We start from the raw sequence: 19,666 nt of genomic DNA, 5'->3' as shown, positions 1-19,666 counted from the left end.
TCCTAGCCGGGCTCTCCTTTCGGCCTGGTGAATGCGCGCGGCTGATTGAGTGGCCGGGCCGGCTGCTCTAGGACCACGCCTCCACGGAGCCGAGGCGGCATGGCGGTCAGCATCGATCTCGGGTTGCGCGACAACGGCCAGCCGGCGCTGCTGGACCTTGAAGAACTGCTGGCGACCCGCCTTCTGGTGCAGGGCAATTCCGGCTGCGGCAAGTCGCACCTGCTGCGCCGCCTGCTGGAACGCAGCGCGCCCTTCGTGCAACAGGCGGTCATCGACCCTGAGGGCGACTTCACCTCGCTGGCCGATCGCTTCGGCCATTTGGTGATCGACGCCGCCGAGCAGACCGAGCAGGGTCTGGTCCTGGCCGGGGAACGGGTGCGGCAGCACCGTGTCTCGGTCGTGCTGAACCTGGAAGGCGTCGATGTCGAGGGGCAGATGCGCCGCGCCGCGGCCTTCCTCGACGGCATCTTCGCTGTCGAGCGCCAGTTCTGGACGCCCATGTTGGTGGTGGTGGACGAGGCCCAGCTCTTTGCCCCCGGCGGCGGGGTCGAGGTGGCGGAGGAGGCGCGGCGCGGCTCGCTCGCCGCCATGACCGACCTGATGTGCCGCGGCCGCAAGCGCGGCCTGGCCGGCATCATCGCCACGCAGCGCTTGGCCAAGCTGGCCAAGAACGTCGCGGCCGAGGCGTCCAACTTCCTCATGGGCCGTACCTTCCTCGACATCGACATGGCCCGCGCCGCCGACCTGCTGGGCATGGAGAAGCGCCAGGCGGAGATGTTCCGCGACCTTGAGCGCGGGCGCTTCATGGCGCTCGGCCCGGCCCTCGCGCGTCGCCCGCTCGCGGTTCGGGTCGGCGCGGTCGAGACCGAGAGCCGCGGCGCCGGCCCGGGGCTCATGCCGCTGCCCGAAACCCCGCGGGAGGAGGCGCATGCGCTCATCCTGAAAGCGGCTCCTGCCGAGGCGCCACGGCCGCGCCGGTTACCGGCCGCGCCGCCGCCCGACCTGCTGGCGCAGCTCGCCGCCGCCCGTCCGGCCGCCCCCGCCGCCCTGCCGCCCCCCTCGGCCGAGGAGGAAGCCGGCCGCCGCCGCGCGCAGCTCGGCGTGCTGCGCACCATCATGGCGGATCCGCAGGCGGCCTTCCGCCCGGTGCTGGCGCTGCACCAGGACTACCAGCTGCGCTGCCGGATCGAGATGCTGCCGGGCCGCCCGCTGGACCTGCCGGCCTTCCGCCGGCTGCTGACCCTGGTGCTGGCCGGCGTGACCGAATCGCTGGAGGCGCGGCCGGAATGGCCCCTCGCGCTCGAACACGCCGCGGCGCTGCCGGAGGACCGCCAGGGCGCCTACCTGCTGCTGGCCCGCGCGGCGATCGAGGGCGCCCCCTGCCCCTCCGACTTGGCGATCGCCCGGGTGCTCGGCAGCGTCTCGCGCGGGCGCGGGCGCTCGGCGTTGGAGTTTATCGAGAAGCAGGGGGCGATCGCCTGCCGGCCGGACGCGGCGTCGCGGCGGATCGTCACGATCATCGGCCCGGGCTGGGAGACGGCGCCCGGCGACCCAGAAGCCGCAGCAGCGTAAGCAGGATCGAGGAGAAGGTGTTCTCCCCGAGCCCACCATCCATTTTTCCGGCTCGACGCAGGGACTCAGTAGGGCGTGCGATCCGGCTTCGCCAGCCAGGCGGCGAAGGGCTGCTTGCCCTCTTCGGCCAGCAGCGGCCGGGTCGGCACCATGCGCGCCTCAAGCGGGGCGGTCACCTCGCGGTACAGCAACTCGTCGTCGAAGCCGGCCGCCGCGGCGTCCCAGCGGGTGCCGGCGAACCAGGCACCGTCCAGCCGCGCCCAATGGATCGAGGCAAGGCACATCGGGCAAGGCTCGCAGCTTGAATAGAGCGTCAGCCCGCGCAGGTCGAAGCGGCCGAGCGAGGCGCAGGCACGGCGGATCGCCGTGACCTCGGCATGCGCTGTCGGATCGAGGTCGACGGTGACCCGGTTGCTGCCTTCCGCCACCACCTCCTCCCCGCGCGCGATGACCGCACCGAAGGGCCCGCCGCCGGCGGCGACCGAGTCGCAGGCCAGCGCGATGGCACGCCGCATATGGCGCAGGGCAACGGGGTCGGCTCCGGTCATGCGACAACCTTGTTCTGGGGATGTGCGGCGCCGGCGGCCTCGCAACGAAGCCCACCGGCGCCGCGGCGCTTCCGCTACGCCTCCTCGCGGATCTCGCGGAACAGCTCCTTGGCGACCAGCAGCGCCTCCCGCACCGAGGGCAGGCCGACATAGCCTCCCATATGCAGCAGCGCCTCGCTCAGCTCGTCCTCGGTCCAGCCCATGTTGCGCGCCATCCGCAAGTGGATCTTCAACTCGGGCCAGGCATGCGTCGCGGTGTCCGAGACGACGCAGATCAGCGCCCGCGTCTTCAGGTCGAGGCCGGGCCGGGTCCAGAGCATCCCGAAAACGGCCTCGGTGGCGTAGTCACCGAATTTTTCCATCATCGGGTCGTCATAGACGGTCTTCGCCATCTGCTCGACGGCACGGTCGCCGATCAGCTTCTGACGAACCGCGCGACCCTTGGCGTAGTTCGGTCCCTTGTCCATGGCGTCTGTCTCCTCCCTGTGTGGATGGGCCGGGAAAGGCTAAGCCAGCCGGATCAGACACGCACCCGTTCGGGAGCCACCATCTGGAGGGCGCCCGGCCAGATCACCTCCGCCGGCGTCACCTCGCGGCCCAGCTTGCCCATGCCGCGGAGCTGGTCGATCGCCAGCTGGATGTTGCCGACCGACTCCGGCGTCAGGTTCATCCGGAAGCCGACCTTGGTCATCAGCTCGGCGACAAAGGCGCGATCCTGGCGCAGGAAACGCGCCACCTGTTGTGCGGCCTGGTCCTTGTGGCCCTCGATGAACTCGGTCGCTTGGACCAGCGCGCGCATCAGCCGCGCGGTCGCCTCCTGGTTAGCCCGCGCCCAGGCCTTGTTCATGTAGACGAAGTTGCGGACGATCTGGATCGGCTCGTTGTTCACCAGGACCTTCGTGCCCGGGATCGCCTTCATCGCCCGGGTGGGCCATGGCTCCCAGACCGCGAAGGCGTCAATGTTGCCGCGCTCCAGCGCAGCGACCATCTCCGGCGCCTCGACATTGACGATGGTATAATCGGCCGGGTTGAGCTTCAGCTTGTCGACGACCGAGAGCCAGAAGGTCTCGCTGCCGGTGCCGCGGGCGACGCCGACCATCTTGCCCTTCAGCCCATCCATGCTGTCGATGTTCCGACCCAGCACGCTGATCCAGCGCAGCAGCGCCGTGCCCTCCGCCACCGCCACCACGTTCGGGTCGCGGACATGGGCGGAGACGCCGGCCTGTTCGGCGCCATAGGCGGCGTTCACCTGGTCGCCGATCAGGAAGGCCACCATGGCGCTGCCGGAGGGCCCTGTATTGACCGTCACGTCGAGTCCGTTCCTCTCGAAGAAACCACCTTCCTTGCCGACATAGAAGGGCGAGAATGAAGGATCGACTCCGGTGGCGATAGTCAGCTTGATGCTGCCCTGGGCACGGACAGGCAGGGTGGCGAGCAGGGCGGGCGTGGCGAGCAGGCTGCGGCGAAGCATGGTCCTGGTATCCCCTACATGGTCGGGTTGTAGCGCCCGGCGAAGGCTTGGATCGCGAGCCGGAAGGCACGGTCCACCGAAAAGCCGAGCAGGCCGAGGGTGACGAGCGCCACGAAGATGTCCTCCACCTGCATGAACAGGCGGGCGTCCCAGAGCATCTTGCCGAGCCCGTCATTGGAGGCGACCAGCTCGGCCGCGACGATGGTGACGAAGGCATTGGCCATCGCCAGTCGCATCCCCGTCAGCATTAAGGGCAGCGTGGCCGGCAGGACGACCAGCGCGAAAACCTGCAGGCGCGACGCGCCGAGGCATTGCGCCGCGCGGATCTTGTCCCGCGCCACCGCCCCCACCCCCGCCGCGGTGGCGATGATGACGACGAAAACGGTGGTATAGGCGATCAGGAAGACCTTGCTCTCCTCCCCGATGCCGAACCAGATTACCGAAACGGTGATCATGGCGACCGCCGGGATGAAGCGGAAGAACTCGGTCCAGGGCTCGAGGACGGCGCGGACCGGGCCGAAGCTGCCGATCGCCAGGCCTACGGGGATGCCGACCGCGCTGCCAATGAGGAAGCCCTGGCCGATGCGGCGCAGGCTGGCCAGCACGGCTTCCTGCAGCAGCCCATCCTCCACCAGTACCACGGCACGTTCGAGGACCGGCCCCGGTGGCGGGAACAGTGCCGAGCGCGCCAGCCAGGTGGCGGCGACATGCCACACCAGGAACAGCAGCGCGAAGCCGCCGAGATAGCCCAGCACGGTGAAGGCGCGGTCGCGGATCCTGCCCCCGCTCATGCAAGGATCTCCGCATGGATCAGTGCATGCACCTGCCGGAAGGCAGCCATGAAGCCGTCCGAGGTGCGGTCGCGGGGAAAAGGCAGGTCCACCGGCACCACGGCCTTGAGCGTCCCGCCCGGCCCGCGCGTCATCACCGCGACGCGCGTCGAGAGCGCCACGGCTTCCTCGATGTCATGGGTGATGAAGAGCACGGTCTTCTGCGTGTCCGCCCAGATTCGCGTCAGTTCCGCCTGCAGCGCCGCCCGGGTCATCGCATCCAGCGCGCCGAATGGCTCATCCATCAGCAGGATACGCGGATCGGCGGCGAGCGCCCGGGCGATCTGGATGCGCTGCTTCATTCCGCCCGAAAGCTCGGCCGGGTGCTTGGCCCCCTGCCCGCCCAGGCCCACCATCCCGAGGAAATGCGCCGCCCGCTCCCGGCGCTGCCGCCGCCCCAGGCCGCGCAGGCGCAACCCGAAGGCGATGTTGTCCAGCGCGGATAACCAGTCATACAGGCTGTCATGTCCCTGGAAGACTACCCCACGCTCCGCCCCCGGGCCGCGCACCGGGGCGCCGTCCAGCAGGATGCGCCCGGCGCTCGGCGCCTCGAACCCTGCCACCATGTTGAGCACGGTGGTCTTGCCGCAGCCGGAGGTGCCGAGCAGGCAGACGAACTCGCCCTCCGCTAGGTCGAGCGAAAAGCCCCTCACCGCCTCCCAGGCGCCGGTGCGTCCGCGGAAGGTCTTGCCAACCTTGTCCAGTACGACCAGCGACACCCATACGATCCCCCGATTTGCCGACCCGGGTATGCAATGGCCCTGCCACGCCGACAATCCTCGCCCGCGGCGGCTTCACGCGCCGCGCCGGTAGGGCTACGAATAGCACCCTACGCATCGACGGGAGAGGGAACGCCACAATGGGCATGCTGGACGGTAAGGTCGCGGTCGTCACCGGTTCGGGCGGCGGCATCGGGCGCGAGATCGCGCTGCACATGGCGCAGGCCGGCGCCAAGGTCATCATCAACGACATCGGCGCCTCGTTGACCGGTGAGGGCCAGTCGGCCACCCCGGCGCAGCAGACCAAGGCGATCATCGAGCAGCGCGGCGGCCAGGCCGAGATCAACACCGACAGCGTCTCCTCTTGGGAGAGCGCCGGCAAGATCGTCCAGTCGGCGATGGACCATTTCGGCCGCATCGACATCGTCGTGAACAACGCCGGCATCCTGCGCGACCAGATCTTCCACCGCATGACGGCGGAGGAATGGGATGCGGTCATCGGCGTCCACCTGAACGGATCCTTCTACGTCTCCCGACATGCGGCGACGCATTTCCGCAAGCAGGAGAGCGGGTCCTATGTCCACATCACCTCGACCTCCGGCCTGATCGGCAATTTCGGGCAGGCCAACTATTCCGCGGCGAAGCTCGGCATTGCCGCGCTGTCGAAGTCGATCGCGCTCGACATGAAACGCTACAACGTCCGCTCCAACTGCCTCGCCCCCTTCGCCTGGTCGCGCATGACGTCGTCCATCCCGGCGGAGACGCCGGAGCAGAAGGCGCGAGTCGAGAAGATCATGCGCATGGGTCCTGAGAAGAACGCACCGCTTGCGGTGTTCCTCGCCTCGGACGCGGCCAAGGAGGTTAACGGCCAGATCTTCGGCCCGCGGATGAACGAGCTTTTCCTGTTCAGCCAGAACCGGCCGATCCGCGGCATCCACAGCAGCGAGGGCTGGACGCCGGAAAGCCTGGCGGAGCACGCGCTGCCCGCGCTGAAGGGCTTCTTCGTGCCGCTGGAGCGGTCGGGCGAGGTCTTCTCCTGGGATCCGCTGTAAGTCGCAAGAACCGGGGGAGAGAGGGCACCTCTCTCTCCCGGACCCCCTGTCACGCTTTCTGTGAGTCCGCTGTCCATGCACCCGCTTCATCGCGCGCTCTTCCAGCCGCGACGCATCGCGCTCATCGGCGCATCCGCCGATCGCACGCGGCTGACGGCGCGGGCGCAGCTTTATCTCCGCAAGCACGGCTATGCCGGTGAGATCCTGCCGGTGCATGCCCGTGAAAACGAGGTGCTGGGCGTGCGGGCCTACCCGACCGTCACCGACATCCCGGGCGAGGTCGACTTCGCCTATATCCTGCTCAACACGCCGCATGTCGAAGGCGTGATCGAGGCGGTCGCCGCCAAGGGGATCGGCGCCGCCGGCGTGCTGGCTGACGGCTTCGCCGAGGCCGGGCCGAACGGCGCGGCACTGCAGGCCCGGCTTGTCGCCACGGCGCAGCGTGCGGGCCTCCGCATCCTCGGCCCGAACTCCATGGGCATGGTCAACCTCAACGACCGCATCGCCTGCACGGTGAATGCGGCGCTGGAGGCAGAGACGCTGCCGGCCGGCCGCATCGCGCTCGTCAGCCAGTCCGGCTCCATGATGGGCGCCATCATGTCGCGCGGCGCGGCACGCGGCATCGGCTTCTCCCACATCATCGGCACCGGGAACGAGGCCGACCTCTCGGCCGGCGAGATCGGCGGGCTGCTGGTCGACGACCCGCAGGTCGATGCCATCCTGCTGTTCCTCGAGGCCATCCGCCAGCCGCAGCACTATGCCGACCTCGCCCGCCGCGCGCATGCCGCGGGCAAGCCGGTCATCGCCTACAAGCTCGGCCGCTCCCCATATGGCGCCGAGCTCGCCACCAGCCATACCGGCGCGCTGGCCGGCTCCGACGCCGCGGCAGAGGCCTTCTTCAAGGCGCTTGGCATCCTGCGCGTCACCAGCCTCGAATCGATGATCGAGCTGCCGGCGCTGGTCATCGGCCGCAAGCCGCCCGGACGCAGCCAGCGCGCCGTCAGCGTCACGACCACGACCGGCGGCGGCGGCGCCATGGCGGTCGATTGCCTCGGCGTCGCCGGGATCGAGGCCCGCGCGCCGGATGCCGCCGCCGCGGCGAAGCTGGATGCCGCCGGCATCCACCACCATGGGCGGCTGCTGGACCTGACCCTGGCTGGCGCGAAGCCTGAGCGCGTGGCTGCCGCCATCGACGCGCTGCAGGCCGCCGAGGACACCGACCTCGTGCTCTCGGTCATCGGCTCCTCCGCCCAGTTCAAGCCGCAGGACGCGGTCGCCGGCATCCTCCGCGCACGCGACGCCGGCGGTGCCAAGCCGATCGCCGCCTTCCTGGTACCGCAGGCCGATGCTTCCCTGCGCCTGTTGGCGGAAGCCGGCATCCCCGCCTTCCGCACGCCGGAAGTCGCCGCCGACTGCATCCGCGCCTGGTCGGAATGGCGCGCGCCGCGCCCTGGTACGGCGTTCCCGGTCATCGACCAAGCCTTTCCGGCTGCCCCGGACGAGGCCGATGCGCGGCGGCTGTTCGCCGCCCTGGGCCTGGCCAGCGCCTTCGCCGTGCTGCGCACGCCGCAGGATGCGGCGAAGGACGTCGCCTTCCCGGTGGCACTGAAGATCCTCTCGCCCGACCTGGCCCACAAGACCGAGGTGGGCGGCGTCAAGCTCGGCATCGCCGATGCCGGAGCGTTGCGCCAGGAAGCCGCCGCCATGCAGGGCCGCGTCGCCCGGATGGCGCCCGCGGCGAAGCTGACCGGCTTCCTGGTGCAGCCGATGGCGAAAGGCCTGGGGGAAGCAATCATCGGCTTTCGCCGCGACCCGGAGGTCGGCCCGGTGGTCCTGCTCGGGACCGGCGGCATCACCGCCGAGCTGTTCCGCGACGTCACGCTGCGCCTGGCGCCGGTGGACGAGGCGGAAGCCAGGACGATGATCGCGGAGGTGAAGGGCATGCGCCTGCTTGGCGGCTGGCGCGGGCTGCCGCGCGGCGATCTGCAGGCGCTGGCGCGTGCCGTCGTCGCAGTCTCGCGTCTTGCCGCGCGCAGTGATATCTCCGAAGCGGAGATCAACCCGCTGATCATCCACGCCGAGTCCGAAGGCGTGACGGTTGCGGATGCCTGGGTGGTACGCGCGCACAACGGTTGACGCCGCGCGTGTTGTCCCGGTGTTCTTGCGGGACCACAGGAAACCATTCCATGTCCGCCAGCATTATCCCGACCATGCCCTACCGCGACGCCGCGGCGGCGATCGACTGGCTGTGCCGCGCCTTCGGCTTCAGCCGGCACGCGGTCTATCCGGACGGGGCTGGCGGCGTCGCCCACGCGCAGCTGATCTTCGGCAATGGCATGATCATGCTGGGCACCGCCGCCGAGGAGGGCAGCGGGTCCATCCAGTACCCGCCGGCGGGGCATGTGACGCAGAGCGCCTATGTGGTGGTGAAGGATGCGGACGCACACCATGCCCGCGCCCGCCGGGAGGGCGCCGAGATCGTTGCGCCCCTGAAGGACGAGGCGCATGGCGGACGTGGCTATTCCTGCCGCGACCTCGAAGGACACCTCTGGCACTTCGGCACCTACGACCCCTGGGCGAAGGCCTAGTTCCGGGGCATGCTGCCCGGGACATGTCAGAGAACGATCCAGCAGCGCTGATCCGCGGCCGCTACGGCGTGAAGCCGGACGCACCGCTGCCCTTCACCCCGACCGCCGAGGTGCCAACCGGCCTCGCCGCCATTCTCGACCGCCGCGTGACGCGACGCTACGCGCCCGACCCGGTGCCCGAAGCGCTGCTGCAGACCGTGCTGGCTGGCGCCCAATCGGCGCCCAGCAAGTCCGACCTGCAGCAGTATTCCATCATTGTCCTGCAGGACGCGGCCAAGATCGCCCGCATCGCCGACTGGATCGGCGGCATGGACTGGATCAAGCAGGCGCCGGTCTTCCTGCTCTTTTGCGGCGACATCCGGCGCGCGCGGCGGGTCTGCGAGCTGCATGGCCGTACCCATGCGAATGACAACGTCGATACCTTCGTCAACGCCACGGCAGATGCGGCGCTCGCCCTCGGCTTCACGGTGATGGCGGCGGAAGCGGCAGGGCTCGGCACCTGCCCGATCTCCTATGTGCGGAACCATGTGGAGAAGATTGCGCCGCTCTGCGGCCTGCCGCCCGGCGTCTATCCGGTGGCCGGGCTGACGCTGGGCTTCCCGGCAGGCGCGCGCAACTGGCTCTCGCCCCGCCTGCCGCAGCGACTGGTGGTACACCGCGAAACCTACGACGACAACGGGCTGGAAGCGGCGCTGCCCGGCTATGACGCCGCTCGCCCGCCGGCCAAGCCGCGCTACCCGGAAATCCACGGGGCAAAGCCCGAAGGCTGCGGCTGGTCGGAGAATGCCGCGCGGCAGACTTCGGTGCCCGAACGGTTCGGGCTGCGGACCTGGCTGAAGCTGCGGGGCCTGGCGCTTGACTGATGCGGCGCATCCGCGCGAGGCGCCGGGCGAGGACAATCCCGGCGGCACGGCGGAGATCAGGCGCGCCGCGACCCGCAGCGTCACCCCGCGCCATGCCGCGAGCCTCATCCTCTGGCGCCAGGGCCCGCAGGGACCGGAAGTGCTGATGGGCCTGCGCCATGCCAGCCATCGCTTCATGCCGAACGTGCTGGTATTCCCGGGCGGCCGGGTCGATCGCGCCGACCACCGCGCCAAGGCCTTGTCCGAGTTGCCGGACTTCACCCGCGCCTGCCTGGAACGCCAGGCGCCGCCGTCGCTCGCCCGTGCCATCGGCATTGCCGCGGCGCGCGAGCTCGAGGAGGAGACCGGGTTGGTGCTCGGCAGGCAGGACGGCAAGCGGCTGCTGCCCGACCTGGCGGCGGTCGAATATCTTTGCCGCGCGGTGACGCCGCCCAACCGCTTCCGCCGCTTCAACGCCCGCTTCCTGATCGCTCCGGCCGAAGCGGCGCATGGCACCCTGCGTGGCTCGGGCGAACTGGAGGAACTGCGCTACTTCGGCTTCGAGGACGCCTTCCGGCACAAGATCGCCAGCATCACCGCCAAGGTGCTGGCGGAGTTCCGCAGCTGGCTGACGATGACGCCGGAGCAACGGCAAGTGCGGGAGCTGGTCTGCTTCCGCGGGATGGACAACCGGACGGTGGAGCGCTGAGTCGGCGGCTCAGGCCACCAGCCAAGTCCCGCCGACGCTCGACCGCACCACGCCCTCGCGCTCCAGCTTCAACAGATGTGCCAGCAGGCTGCGCCCCGCCGCCGGGACGAGCTTCGGGTCGAGCGGGCCGTAGACTGGCGCAACCAGGTCTTCAACCGGCGCCATGACCGCCGCGGTCAGCGCCTCTAGCACCTTCGCCTCGCGCTCCAGCCGGTGCGTCCGCAGCGCCTGCATGAAAGGCTTGGGGTCACGGATTGCCGGACCATGGCCCGGCAGCAGCGTGGCGTCGTCACGGGCGATCAGGCGGTCGAGGCTGGCCATGTAGTCCGTCATGTCGCCATCCGGCGGGCTGACGACGCTGGTGGACCAGCCCATGACATGGTCGGCGCTGAACAGCACGCCGTTGCCCTCCATGGCGAAGCACAGGTGGTTCGCGCAATGCCCCGGCGTATGCAGCGCGGTCAGGCGCCAGCCCTCGCCCTCGACCACGCCACCCTCGGGCACCATCACCTCCGGGCGGAAGCCGTGGTCGCCACCTTCCCCGCCCTGGTCGGGCGGAGTGACGTGCGGGCCGAAGCCATGGGTGCGGGACCCGGTTGCAGCGACCAGCGCCGTCGCGCCGGGAGAATGGTCGCGGTGGGTATGGGTAACGATCACATGCGTCACCGTCTCGCCCTGCGTCGCAGCCAGGATCGCCGACAGATGCGCAGCGTTCTCCGGCCCCGGGTCCATCACCGCGACGCGGCCGCGGCCGATGATGTAGGTGTTGGTCCCGCGGAAGGTGAAGGCGGAGGGGTTGTTGCAGACCAGCCGCCGCACGCCGGGCGCGGTCTCCTCCACCGCGCCGTGCGGCAGTGGATCGTCGCGCAGGAAGGCTATGGCCATTGCTCACTCCCCTTTGGGCTGGCCACGCCGGACCAACTCCCGGTGCAGGATGTACAGCCCCGCCGCCACGATCAAGCCGGACCCCGCCAGCATCGCTACCCCCGGCAGGTCGCCGAAGGCCAGCCAGCCCAGCCCGATCGACCAGAGCAGCGCCGAATAGGAATAGGGCGCGATCGCCGAGACCTGCGCACTGGCCCAGGCCTCGGTCAGCAGCCATTGCGCGCAACCGCCGACCAGGCCGACCAGGATCAGCAGGCCGAGGTCGCCCCAGCCGGGCGTGACCCAGACGAAGGGTAGCAGCAGAGCCGCATAAGCGCCCATCAGCAGCGATTGCCAGAGCGTGATGGTGGAGGAACTTTCGGTCGAGGAAAGCTGCCGCACCAACATCGTGGTCACCGCCGAGAACATGCCCTGCGCCACGCCCGCCGCGGTACCGAGCAGCAGCGCCGGCGGCATCGTGCCGAAGCCGACGCCCTGGCCCGCGGCGATCAACAGCACGCCGCAGAAGCCGAGCACCACCGCGGACCAGCGATGGATGCCGACCTTCTCGCCGAGGAAGGGGATGGCGAGGATCGTCACGAAGAGCGGCTGGGTGTAGCCTAGCGCCGTCTGCTCCGCGAGCGGCAGCACCGATAGCGCGTAGAAGCCGAGCGTCTGCGCCGCGATACCTGTGCTGGCGCGCAACGCATGGCCGCCGAAGCGGCGCGTCCGCAGGCTCGCCCCGCCCGAGCGGGCGCAGATCGCCAGAATCACCGGCAGGGCGAAGGCGCTGCGGAAGAACATCAGCTCGATGACCGGGATGTGGTCGGCCAGATGCTTCACGATGACGCCCATAGCGGTGAACAGCGCATGCGCCGCCAGCATGCAGAGCGCCCCGCGGCGCAGGTCGTGCCGCAGCGCCATCAGGCCGCGCTTCTGCCGAGCGGCGCCACTGCCGCTACCGGCGCTACCGCGAGCGCCGCACGTTCCTGCGCACGTCGCACCCGCTCCCGGTGCACGTTGTAAAGCCCGGCCGAGATCACCACCGCGGCGCCACCCAAGGTCGTCCAGGCCGGCACCTCGCCCCAGATCAGAAAGCCGAGCCCGATGCCCCAGAGCAGCGGGGTATATTCGAAGGGCGCAATGGCGGAGACCGGCGCCAGCGCGTAGCCGCGACCGAACAGGATCTGCGCCATGGCATTCAGCCCGGCGAAGCAGGCCAGCACTGTCACCACCCACAACTCTGGCAGGAGAGGCGGCGGGCCACCGGTCGGCCACATCGCCGGCCAGGCCAGCATTGCCGCGCCGACCGGCGCCTGCGCCGCCAGCACCCAGAAGGCCATGCTGTCCGGCGTGTCGGTGCGGGTCAGGATGCGGGTCCAGATCCGGGTCAGCGCCATGATGGCGGTCGCCACCAGCAGCATTCCCGATTCCCAGCGCCAGAGCTCGCCGCCCGGTTGCAGCATGAACAGCACGCCGGCGCAGCCGACAGCTGTGCTGCACCAGCGCCGCCAGCCGACCTTCTCTCCCAGCAGCGGAATGGCCAGCAGGGTCATCAGCAGCGGCGACGCCGCGGCGACCGCATAGCTGTCGGCGAGCGTCACACCGAGCGACCAAGCCAGGTACCAGGCAGCCGAGACGCTGGCCTGCAGCAGACTGCGGATCGCCAGCAGCCGCCGGTTCACCGCCCGCAGAGCCCTGCCGCGCGACAGCAGCAGCACCGCCCCGCCGCCGAGCAGCCCGCGCCAGATCATGGCGGCGGCCGGCCCGATCTCGGGCAGCACCCATTTCACCGTAGCATCCGCAAGCGCGATCACCGCGTAGCCCAGCGCGACGATGGTGAGGCCGCGGACCGCATCCTCTCCGCTCGGCACCGCAGCAGAGGGACCGGCGAGGGTCATGGGCCTGTCGCGCATCGGCGCCGTCCGGCTTGGTGTTGACGCATCAATCCTCGCGACGCAGCAGCCGGTAGCCCTCGGTCTGCGCCGCGGGGCGGTAGCGGCGAAGCGTCTCGGCAAAGAGCGGATGCCGGCCGAAATACTCCAGCACGTCGAAGGGCCGGCCGCAGACCGGGATGCCCGGCAAGGTGGACACCAGGATGGCGGCCGGTGGCGCCCGGCTGAAATCCTCTGCCACCGTGCGGTAGACGAAGAACTCCGCGCGCGACATCTCCCAGGTCTCGCGGTAGCGGGAGCCGCCGGCGGGACAGTCGCGGTAGACGCCTTGCAGCAGCCAGAGATTCATCGTCCGCAGGGTGGATTGTGCCCGGGTGTAATTCAAAGCCGGGAAGACCGGGAAGATGTCGGGCGAGAGCACCAGCAGCCGCTCGCCATAGGCTTCCCGCTTCAGCAGCGCGGTGACCTCGCCGCCGCGGGACCAGGACCAGGTGACCTCGCGCCAGGGCGCCTCCGCCCCGGCGAAGCCGTGGATGCCGAGGCCGAAGGCGGCAATCGCGGCAAGGACCGGCGCCGCGCGGACCGCGCGCGGCCCGGGCAGCGCGCGGTCCAGCCAACGGGCTGCCAGCACCACCGCCAGCAGCCCGGCCAGCAGCCGCACCGGCAAAGCGTGGTAGGACCAGCCCTTGTGCTGCACCACGGCCGAGACGCCGGCACCCAGCGCCGCGACCGCGATCACCTTCGGCAGCGTCCCCCAGCCTGGCCGTGCCGAGACCAGGGCCAGCGGCACGAGTAGCATCAGCGCCGTGCCGAGCCGCTCGGTCAGAATCACCTGCCACCAGGCGAAGCCGCCGAGGTCGAGGTAGTAGTCCCAGACCAGCGGCATGACCTGGCCGAGATAATCCGGGAAGATGAGCGGCAGGCTGGCGAGATAGGCCAGCCAGAAGCCTGCCATGGCCCAGGGCACCGGGTCCCGCAACGCCCGCCCCGGGCCGCGATGCAGCAGCACCAATGCCTCGACCAGACCGGGGACGGCGAGGAAATGCGGCTTCAGTCCAAAGCCGATGGCAGCCAGCAGCGCTGCACCCAGGGTCAGGCCGAGACCGGTTCCCACCCCGTCAATCCGCCGCGCCGCCAGGAACAGGTAGGGCAGCGCCGCAACCGCCATCAGGTGCTCGCGCTGGCCGAAATCGTAGCCGGCCGCAAGGGCCAGCAGCGGCAGCGCGACCCCGAGGCAGGCGGCCTCGACCGGCGCCGCGCCCGGGCGGGCAAGTCGAAGGGCCATCGAGGCCGACAGCGCACAGAAGCCGAGCAGGCAGACCAGTAGCCCCTGCACCGCGTCCAGCGGCGTCCATGCGCCGATCGCGGCGGGCAAAAGATTGAGCACGAAGATCAGCGGCGGGTTGACGTCGATGAGGTCGGCATAGAGCCGCTCCCCGGCCAGCATGCGCTCGGCGAAATTGAGCACCGCTGCCACGTCGTGGTTCAGGGGCGGCGACAACGCAACCAGCAGGAAGGCCGCCGCCGGCACGAGCGCCACCAATCGCGCCCTGGACGGGGCAAGACCGCGGCAGCGCGGCAGCGCGGCGGCCGGGGTGCCATGGCCGGGGGAGCCGCCAAGGCGGCCTTCGAAATCGGGTCGGGTCATTGCGCTCGGCCTAGCCTTGGACCCGGCGATGCAAGACTGCAATCCGATTGCTGCAACATTGCGGCCCGTGGCAGGGTACCGGCACGGTGAATTCCTCCCGCAAGGGTGTAGAGCCCGGCTTCAACTCGCGCTCTTGTTGCGGTGCCGCGCCTTGTTATTGCAGGCGCGAGCGTGTCAGAACCGCGGCGTGGAACTCGCTGAATACGACCTCATGGATGCGGTCGAGGATGGCATGTGGTGGTACCGCGCCCTGCATGCCCAGGTCCTCGATGCGCTCGACAGTGTTCGCCCGGGTGACGGGCGGCTGCTCGATGCCGGCTGCGGCACCGGGGGCTTCCTCGCGCGGCTGCGGCAGGAAAGGCCGGACCAGCCGGCCGCGGGGCTGGAATACAATCCCGCCGCGGCGGCGCGGGCGGCAGCCAAGTCGGGCGTGCCGGTGGTGGCCGGAACGATCAATGCGATGCCTTTCGCAGATGTCAGCTTCTCGGTAGTCGTCAGCCTCGACGTGCTGAGCCATGGCGCGGTCGATCCGGAACCGGCGTTGGCCGAGATGCTGCGGGTGCTGCGTCCCGGCGGGGTACTGATCGTCAACCTGCCGGCCTTCGAATGGCTGCGCTCCACCCACGACATCCGCGTGCAGAATGCCAGGCGCTTCACCCGGACGACCGCCGCGGCGATGCTGGCCGGGGCGGGCCTGACACAGGTAAGGCCGCATTACTGGAACAGCCTGCTGCTGCCGATGATGGTGCTGCATCGCAAGGTTCTGGCCCGCTCGCCCGAACGTCGCTCGGATGTGGCCCAGTTTCCGCCGTGGCTCGACAACAGCCTGCATGCCGTGACGCGGCTGGAGCGCAGCCTCCTCGCTAGCGGCTTCCCTTTCCCCGCTGGTGGTTCGGTGCTCGCCACCGCACTCCGCCCCTGAGATGAGGACCTTCATGTCGCCGATGATCCCGGATCTCGCTGCGCATCCCGTCGGGCTCAGCATCGTCGTGCCGGTCTACCGCGGCGCCACGACGATCGGCCGGCTGGTCGATGCCCTGTCCTTGCTCAAGCCTGTCGGCGGTCTGGAGATCGTGCTGGTGAACGACGGCAGCCCGGACAATTCCGGCGATGTCTGCCGGACGATCGCCGCCACCGCCAGCCTTCCGGTCACCTACCTCGAGCACGCGCGGAACTTCGGCGAGCACAACGCGGTCATGACCGGCCTGCGGCACGCCCGCGGCGCCTATGTCATCACCATGGATGACGACCTGCAGAATCCGCCGGAGGAGGTGGTAAAGCTCTACAACCACGCCCGGCTCGGCGGCTGGGACGTGGTCTACACCCGCTACGCGGAAAAGAAGCACGAGGGCTGGCGCAACCTCGGCAGCCGCTTCGCCAACAAGGTCGCCGACGCGCTGCTCGACAAGCCCAAGGGGCTGTATCTCTCCTCCTTCCGCTGCATGAGCGCCATGGTGGTGCGCGAGGTCGCCCGCTACCGCGGCCCCTATCCCTATATCGACGGGTTGATCATGCAGGTTACCCAGCGGATCGACAGCATCGAAGTGATGCACCTCGCCCGGGCCGAGGGCCGCTCGAACTACACGATCAAGCGGCTGATCTCGCTCTGGAGCAACCTCGCGACCAACTTCTCGGTCCTGCCGCTCCGCCTTGCCACCTTCGCCGGTGTTGCCATGGGCATCCTGGGCCTTCTGGCCGCGCTCATGGTGGTCTTCGAGGCGATGATCACCGGCACACCCTCCGGCTGGGCGTCTTCGATGACCACGACGCTCCTGGTGGCCGGCGTGCAGTTCCTCATCCTCGGCGTGCTCGGCGAATATGTCGGCCGCGCCTTCCTCTCGGCTAACGGCAAGCCGCAGGGCGTGGTGCGCGAGATGATCGCGCCGAACCCCGACCGCACCCCGGCCCGCTCGCCGGAGGACGCGCTGCAGTGACGATCTATTGGCTGTCACTGGTGGCGGCGATCCTCACCTCGCTGGGCGGTCAGGTGCTGCTGAAGGCCGGCGCCATCGGCGAAGGCGGCTTCCTCACCCAGGTCTTCCGGCCGGCCACCATTATCGGGCTGATCGCCTACGGCGGCGCGGCCTTCCTCTACATCATCGCGCTGCGCCGAATCCCGATGAGCGTGGCCCTGCCCTGCACTGCCGCGAGCTATGTCGCGGTGGCAGTCATCGGCCACTTCATGTTCGGCGAGCATCTCTCGACCCAAAAGGTCGCGGCGATCGGGTTGATCTGCGGCGGCGTGCTCATCCTGGCCACCGCCTGACCTGGTCGCGGCAGCTAGAGCGAGAGCCGCGTCTCCATCACGTCCTCCTCCTCCGGCGACCGCTTCGCGCTGAAGCCGAGCCGCCTGACGAAGGCCAGCATCGGCGCGTTATCGGCCAGCACATGGCCCATGATTTCCCGCACCCCGTTGGCGCGGCCCCATTCGAACAGCCGCTCCATCATGTGCCGCCCCAGCCCCTGCCCCTTCATGCTGCGGGAGACGACGACGGCGAACTCGGCGTGGGTCGGCTCCGCCGGATCGCGGATCAGGCGGGAAACGGCCAGCGTTTCGTCCCGCCCATCGGCCCGGCGGCGGGAGGCGACGAAGGCGATCTCCCGGTCGTAGTCGATCTGCGTCAGCCGCGCGGTCAGCGTTGGCGACAGCTCCTTCAGCGGGGAGAAGAACCGCCAGCGGACGTCCTCCGGCGCCAGGGTGTGGAAGAACTCGCCATGCGTCTCGGCATCCTCGGGCCGGACCGGGCGGATCGTCAGCACCTCACCCGCTCTCGTCCGCCAGGGACGGGTCAACTCCGCCGGATAGGGCGGGATGGCCAGGACGCCGCATTCCCCTTCCGGCCGCATCACCAGATGCGCGTCGGCGGCCAGCACGCCGGTGCTGTCGGCAAACAGTGGGTTCAGCGTCAGCGCCTCGATCTCGGGGAAGTCGACCGCGATCTGCGACAGGCGCACCAGCACATCGGCGACCGCCCCCTGGTTCACCGGCGGATGGTCGCGGAAGCCGCCCATCACGCGGGCGGTGCGGGAGCGGGAGATCAGCTGGTTGGCCAGGGCCAGATTCAGCGGCGGCAGGTCATGCGCCTCGTCCTCCGCCAGGTCGGCCGCGGTGCCGCCCTGGCCGAAGCCGATCCAGGGGCCGAACATGGCATCGTCGCCCAGCCGCAGACGCAGCTCCAGCGCCCGCGCCGCCTGCCGCTGCACCAGGAAGCCCTCGATCCGCGCCTCCGGCAGCTTTGCCCTGACCCGGGCGAGCATCGCCTTGGCCTCTGCCTTCACGGCGCCAGCGGTGGACAGGCCGACGACAACGCCGCCGACCTCGCTCTTGTGCCGCAGGTCTGGGCTGAGGATTTTCAGCACCGCGGGGAAGCCCAGCATGGCGGCCGCATCAGCGGCCTCCTGCGGCCCCGCGGCGCGGCGGCCCGGCACGGTCGGCACGCCATAGGCGGCCAGCACGCCGAGCGCCTCCTCCTCGGTCAGCGTGCGCCGGTACTCCGCCCGCGCGCCCTCGAGAATACGGCGGACGCTGGTGCGGTCCGGCGCCAGGTCGAGCACCTCGCGCGACGGCAGCTCGGCCGCAGCGGCGCGGTTGCGACGGTCGCGCGCCAGATGCAGGGCACCCCGCACCGCGGCTTCCGGCGTTGCGAAGACCGCGAGCCCCGACTTCGCCATTGCCTGGCGCTGCCGCCCAGCGGTGGCTTGGCCGCACCAACTGACCAGCACCGGGGCGGCACGCTGGCCGCCGGTGCGGGCGGCTGCGATCATCGCCTCGGCGGCGACGTCCCCGGCTTCCTCCGCCGCCGGAGCATGCAGCGCCACCACGGAATCGACTTCCGGCAGGGCGGCCAGCATCGCCGTGGCCTCGGCCAGTCGGGGTCCCGACGCGGGGCCGAGCGAGAGCGGGCTGCCCGCGTGCCAACCCTCGGGCAGCAGCATGGCGAAGGCGGCCAAGGACTCGGGCGAGAACTGCGCCAGCCTGCCGCCACCGCTGAGCACCGCATCGGCGGCCAGGTGCCCCATGCCGATGCCGTTGGTGACGATCGCCACCCGATCGCCGCGCAGCGCATCCGGCCCGCCGCCAAGCCGCGGCCTGACCCGCGCCAAGGTCTCGGCGGCCGAGAGGAAGTCCTCGAGCCCCGAGACGCGCAGCACCCCGGCGCGCCGCAGGGCCGCTTCCATGACGCAATCTCCGATTCCCGAGGCGTCGGCGCTGCGGCCGCCGGCGCGGATCGCCACCACCGGCCGGGTGCGCGCCACAGCGCGGGCGGCGGAGACGAAGGCGCGGCGGTTGCGGATGCGCCGGAGGTCGAGCAGCACCGCGTTGGTGCCCACGTCCCGCGCCAGCCAGTCGAGCGCCATGGCGAAGCCGATGGTGGCATTGCCGCCGATGCCGATGACATGGCTGAAGCCGACCGCCTCGGCCGCCGCCCAGTCGAGCACGACCCGGGCGAGCGCGGCGGATTGCGTCACCAGGGCGAGCTTGCCGGGCGCCGGCGCGATATGCGCGAGCGAGGCATTCAGCCCGATCGCTGGGACGCAAAGCCCGAAGCTGCCCTGGCCGAGCGCCTTCACGCCGGTCCGGGCGGAGATGGCGGCGAGGTCGGGCGCGGCGCCCGGGACCACGGCAGCGAGGCAGCCGCGCTCCGCCAGCGCCGCCATGGCCACTTCCAGCCGGTCGGGGGGGAGGCAGAGCACGGCGAGGTCGGGCGCGTCGGGCAGTTCCTCGACGCTCGCAGCCGCGGCCATGCCGTCGACCGCCATGCCGATCACCCGCAGCTTCCCCTGGAAGCCGCCGCCGGTCAGGTTGCGGGCGATGGTCGCGGTTTCCGGTTGGCCGGGATCGGCCAGCAGCACGACGCTGCGGGGGCGGAACATGGCGGCGGCGCGGAAGCTCGCGGAGCCGCGGACGGAGATCATGGCGGGCATGG

19 protein-coding genes are annotated in these 19,666 nt (G+C 70.3%); 9 read left to right on the top strand and 10 right to left on the bottom strand.

Annotated features, from left to right (window positions below; genetic code table 11):
• Nucleotides 1–99 precede the first annotated feature (99 nt).
• Nucleotides 100–1,572, top strand: coding sequence for an ATP-binding protein (locus E2C06_RS03715; protein WP_133287227.1), 1,473 nt, complete (start codon nucleotides 100–102; stop codon nucleotides 1,570–1,572).
• A 65-nt stretch (nucleotides 1,573–1,637) separates the two neighbouring features.
• Here the strand turns inward: E2C06_RS03715 and E2C06_RS03710 are convergent, their stop codons facing one another.
• The 5 genes from E2C06_RS03710 to E2C06_RS03690 form a co-directional block, all read right to left on the bottom strand.
• A complete protein-coding gene (locus tag E2C06_RS03710) occupies nucleotides 1,638–2,120 on the bottom strand; it encodes a nucleoside deaminase (RefSeq protein WP_133287226.1) in 483 nt (160 codons plus the stop codon).
• 74 nt (nucleotides 2,121–2,194) lie between these two features.
• Nucleotides 2,195–2,587 carry a carboxymuconolactone decarboxylase family protein gene (locus E2C06_RS03705; protein ID WP_133287225.1) on the bottom strand — a complete coding sequence of 131 codons (393 nt, stop codon included), beginning with the start codon at nucleotides 2,585–2,587 and terminating at the stop codon, nucleotides 2,195–2,197.
• A 53-nt stretch (nucleotides 2,588–2,640) separates the two neighbouring features.
• Entirely contained in the window at nucleotides 2,641–3,591 is a 951-nt protein-coding gene (locus E2C06_RS03700) for an ABC transporter substrate-binding protein (protein WP_133287224.1), read from the bottom strand.
• Between the two features lie 14 nt (nucleotides 3,592–3,605).
• Nucleotides 3,606–4,382 carry an ABC transporter permease gene (locus E2C06_RS03695; RefSeq protein WP_133287223.1) on the bottom strand — a complete coding sequence of 259 codons (777 nt, stop codon included), beginning with the start codon at nucleotides 4,380–4,382 and terminating at the stop codon, nucleotides 3,606–3,608.
• Complete coding sequence (locus E2C06_RS03690; RefSeq protein ID WP_206664421.1) at nucleotides 4,379–5,140, bottom strand: ABC transporter ATP-binding protein; 762 nt, start codon at nucleotides 5,138–5,140, stop codon at nucleotides 4,379–4,381. Before E2C06_RS03690 ends, E2C06_RS03695 begins: the two co-directional genes overlap by 4 nt.
• A gap of 140 nt (nucleotides 5,141–5,280) precedes the next feature.
• On the opposite strand from E2C06_RS03690, the gene E2C06_RS03685 reads away from it, so the two are divergent.
• The 5 genes from E2C06_RS03685 to E2C06_RS03665 all read left to right on the top strand — a co-directional run bounded on the left by E2C06_RS03685 (nucleotide 5,281) and on the right by E2C06_RS03665 (nucleotide 10,331).
• Entirely contained in the window at nucleotides 5,281–6,192 is a 912-nt protein-coding gene (locus tag E2C06_RS03685; protein WP_133287222.1) for an SDR family NAD(P)-dependent oxidoreductase, read from the top strand.
• A gap of 75 nt (nucleotides 6,193–6,267) precedes the next feature.
• Nucleotides 6,268–8,328, top strand: coding sequence for an acetate--CoA ligase family protein (locus tag E2C06_RS03680; protein ID WP_133287221.1), 2,061 nt, complete (start codon nucleotides 6,268–6,270; stop codon nucleotides 8,326–8,328).
• 50 nt (nucleotides 8,329–8,378) lie between these two features.
• Complete coding sequence (locus E2C06_RS03675; protein WP_133287220.1) at nucleotides 8,379–8,780, top strand: VOC family protein; 402 nt, start codon at nucleotides 8,379–8,381, stop codon at nucleotides 8,778–8,780.
• A gap of 23 nt (nucleotides 8,781–8,803) precedes the next feature.
• Nucleotides 8,804–9,643 carry a nitroreductase family protein gene (locus tag E2C06_RS03670; protein WP_133287219.1) on the top strand — a complete coding sequence of 280 codons (840 nt, stop codon included), beginning with the start codon at nucleotides 8,804–8,806 and terminating at the stop codon, nucleotides 9,641–9,643.
• Nucleotides 9,636–10,331 carry an NUDIX hydrolase gene (locus E2C06_RS03665; RefSeq protein WP_241671103.1) on the top strand — a complete coding sequence of 232 codons (696 nt, stop codon included), beginning with the start codon at nucleotides 9,636–9,638 and terminating at the stop codon, nucleotides 10,329–10,331. Before E2C06_RS03670 ends, E2C06_RS03665 begins: the two co-directional genes overlap by 8 nt.
• A gap of 9 nt (nucleotides 10,332–10,340) precedes the next feature.
• Here the strand turns inward: E2C06_RS03665 and E2C06_RS03660 are convergent, their stop codons facing one another.
• From E2C06_RS03660 to E2C06_RS03645, 4 genes are read right to left on the bottom strand one after another with little or no spacing between them, the layout of a single operon-like run.
• On the bottom strand, nucleotides 10,341–11,216 hold the full coding sequence (locus E2C06_RS03660; protein WP_133287218.1) for an MBL fold metallo-hydrolase: 876 nt from the start codon (nucleotides 11,214–11,216) through the stop codon (nucleotides 10,341–10,343).
• 3 nt (nucleotides 11,217–11,219) lie between these two features.
• Nucleotides 11,220–12,119: a DMT family transporter gene (locus E2C06_RS03655; protein WP_133287217.1), complete on the bottom strand. Its 900-nt coding sequence runs from the start codon at nucleotides 12,117–12,119 to the stop codon at nucleotides 11,220–11,222.
• The gene (locus tag E2C06_RS03650; RefSeq protein WP_241671102.1) at nucleotides 12,119–13,111 is read right to left on the bottom strand and encodes a DMT family transporter; all 993 of its coding nucleotides are present in this window, start codon (nucleotides 13,109–13,111) and stop codon (nucleotides 12,119–12,121) included. Before E2C06_RS03650 ends, E2C06_RS03655 begins: the two co-directional genes overlap by 1 nt.
• A gap of 28 nt (nucleotides 13,112–13,139) precedes the next feature.
• Nucleotides 13,140–14,738, bottom strand: coding sequence for a hypothetical protein (locus tag E2C06_RS03645; protein WP_241671101.1), 1,599 nt, complete (start codon nucleotides 14,736–14,738; stop codon nucleotides 13,140–13,142).
• Between the two features lie 187 nt (nucleotides 14,739–14,925).
• On the opposite strand from E2C06_RS03645, the gene E2C06_RS03640 reads away from it, so the two are divergent.
• From E2C06_RS03640 to E2C06_RS03630, 3 genes are read left to right on the top strand one after another with little or no spacing between them, the layout of a single operon-like run.
• Entirely contained in the window at nucleotides 14,926–15,660 is a 735-nt protein-coding gene (locus E2C06_RS03640; RefSeq protein WP_133287216.1) for a class I SAM-dependent methyltransferase, read from the top strand.
• A gap of 13 nt (nucleotides 15,661–15,673) precedes the next feature.
• Entirely contained in the window at nucleotides 15,674–16,672 is a 999-nt protein-coding gene (locus tag E2C06_RS03635; RefSeq protein ID WP_206664420.1) for a glycosyltransferase family 2 protein, read from the top strand.
• Complete coding sequence (locus E2C06_RS03630) at nucleotides 16,669–17,004, top strand: DMT family transporter (RefSeq protein ID WP_133287214.1); 336 nt, start codon at nucleotides 16,669–16,671, stop codon at nucleotides 17,002–17,004. The genes E2C06_RS03635 and E2C06_RS03630 overlap by 4 nt, the downstream gene beginning before the upstream one ends.
• Before the next feature lie 14 nt (nucleotides 17,005–17,018).
• Here E2C06_RS03630 and E2C06_RS03625 read toward each other — a convergent pair whose 3' ends face one another.
• Nucleotides 17,019–19,664 (bottom strand): bifunctional acetate--CoA ligase family protein/GNAT family N-acetyltransferase, encoded by a 2,646-nt coding sequence (locus E2C06_RS03625; RefSeq protein ID WP_241671100.1) that lies wholly within the window; start codon nucleotides 19,662–19,664, stop codon nucleotides 17,019–17,021.
• Nucleotides 19,665–19,666 lie beyond the last annotated feature (2 nt).

It is taken from the genome of Dankookia rubra (assembly GCF_004355005.1).
Lineage (GTDB): Bacteria > Pseudomonadota > Alphaproteobacteria > Acetobacterales > Acetobacteraceae > Paracraurococcus > Paracraurococcus ruber_A.
Note: the sequence above shows the minus strand (reverse complement) of the source record. Positions and strands in the feature narration are given on the sequence as shown.